We start from the raw sequence: 1,735 nt of genomic DNA, 5'->3' as shown, positions 1-1,735 counted from the left end.
GCTTCTTTTTTACGAAGGAATACTTAAACAGGCAAAGCGTTTACTAAGGTCCGGAGGTAGGATTTATTTTGAAATTAACGAGACGAAGGAACAGAAAATGGTTGCATTGCTCCATTCGTGGGATTATAAGGACGTACATCCTAAACACGATTTAAACGGAAAGCCCCGTTTTATTTCAGGTGTAAAACAATAAAAAAGGTCGCTTTAAATACAAGCGGCCTTTTTTGTTAGTTCTTTTTCTTATTGAGTACAACAAAATCACGTTGCGACTTATAAAGGTTGAATCCCATCAGTGCCATGTGTTTGCTCTCGTTGAGGATATTCAGGAAGAGGATACTGTTTTTAGTTCCTGAAGTAGCCGTTTTAATGCGCCCAATTTGATTTTTATTGTATCGCTCAATGAGGTGAAGGTATTGATTTAGAATGGCCTGTATATCTTCTTGTTTCGAGTAGTCTTTCCCCTCAATACTCAATATAATCAGGTTCAAAAATTTTACAATCACCTCCTGAAGGTGCTTAAGTTCTACAATTTGTTCTTCGCTGAACGGTTTGTGATTGTTTTCGATGTGCTCGATGGCCGGACGGTTAATGTATGTTATGGCATGAAGCATTTCACGCATATAATCGAGTACCTGAACAAAATAGTAGGCTGTGTCGGTCGAATCCTTTTTAAGTTTGTCAACAATTACAGTGATGTGGTCCTTCAGGTATTTTGTCTTGGCGGTAGTGGCATCCAGGTCGCGTTGAATTTTCTTTAATTGTTTTCGGTCTTCCAATTCAATTCCTGTGATGATACTTCCTATAGATGTTGAAATCTTTCTCAGGTTCTTAATGACGGTCTTTACTGTTTTTTCACCAATATTTTCATCGGTCAGGCCATAAATCTCCTTCGTACCTTCAACAGCACTTTCCTCTGTTTTGTTGTGATAACGGTGCGATTTATAAATTAAATAGATTACAAAAGCCGACATTGCGACAATGGCGTAAACCTGACCATAATAAAACAAATACACCATGATTAGTGCAAGCGTAAATGCACTAAAGGCAGTCAGGAACCAGCCACCGATAACGGCAAGAACCCCCGATATCCTGTAAACAGCACTCTCCCTGTCCCAGGCTTTATCTGATAAGGAAGTCCCCATGGCTACCATAAAGGTTACATAAGTGGTTGACAGAGGTAGTTTTAGTGAAGTTCCCAATGCAATCAGGATGCTCGATACAGTGAGGTTAACTGAAGCCCTGATCAGGTCAAAAGTTGGTGCGTCCGGATCTTTCTCCTTTTGTTTAATTGGTTCAAATTGTCGCCCGATAGCGTTTACAAAGCTGTCAGGTAGTATTTTACGGATATTGGTATTGAGATTCATCGATGACCTGACAAGAGCCTTTGAAAGCCAGCTTGGCTTAAAGCGCTCATCGCCTTCTTCCTGTCGACTTAAGTCAAGGGAAGTCTTGACTACGCTTTTGGCTTTCTTTGAAGTAAACAAGGTTATCACCATAATAATGCCTGCCCCGATGAGAAATAAAACAGGAGTAGGAACTTTTCCCGAAAGGCCGGTCATAAGGAAATCATTCGCGACACCACCTTCAGAAGCACTAAAAATCTGCCACGAACTGTAACCTGCCAAAGGAACCCCTATGAAATTCACCAGGTCGTTACCTGCGAACGCCATCGCCAACGAAAATGTACCCACCAGGACAATCACCTTTAGTATATTTAGATTGAACAACATGTGGA

Annotated in this window: 1 protein-coding gene and 1 pseudogene; one reads left to right on the top strand and one right to left on the bottom strand. The window is 40.8% G+C overall.

What is annotated here, in order from left to right; translation table 11 throughout:
- Positions 1-193 (top strand): annotated as a pseudogene (locus ACYC56_RS14870) (peptide chain release factor N(5)-glutamine methyltransferase); the annotation flags it as partial.
- A gap of 34 nt (positions 194-227) precedes the next feature.
- Here the strand turns inward: ACYC56_RS14870 and ACYC56_RS14865 are convergent.
- A partial coding sequence (locus ACYC56_RS14865; RefSeq protein ID WP_461374953.1) for an inorganic phosphate transporter occupies positions 228-1,735 on the bottom strand: 1,508 nt, incomplete at its 5' end.

The sequence above is a fragment of the Candidatus Aquicultor sp. genome (assembly GCF_054640775.1).
Note: the sequence above shows the minus strand (reverse complement) of the source record. Positions and strands in the feature narration are given on the sequence as shown.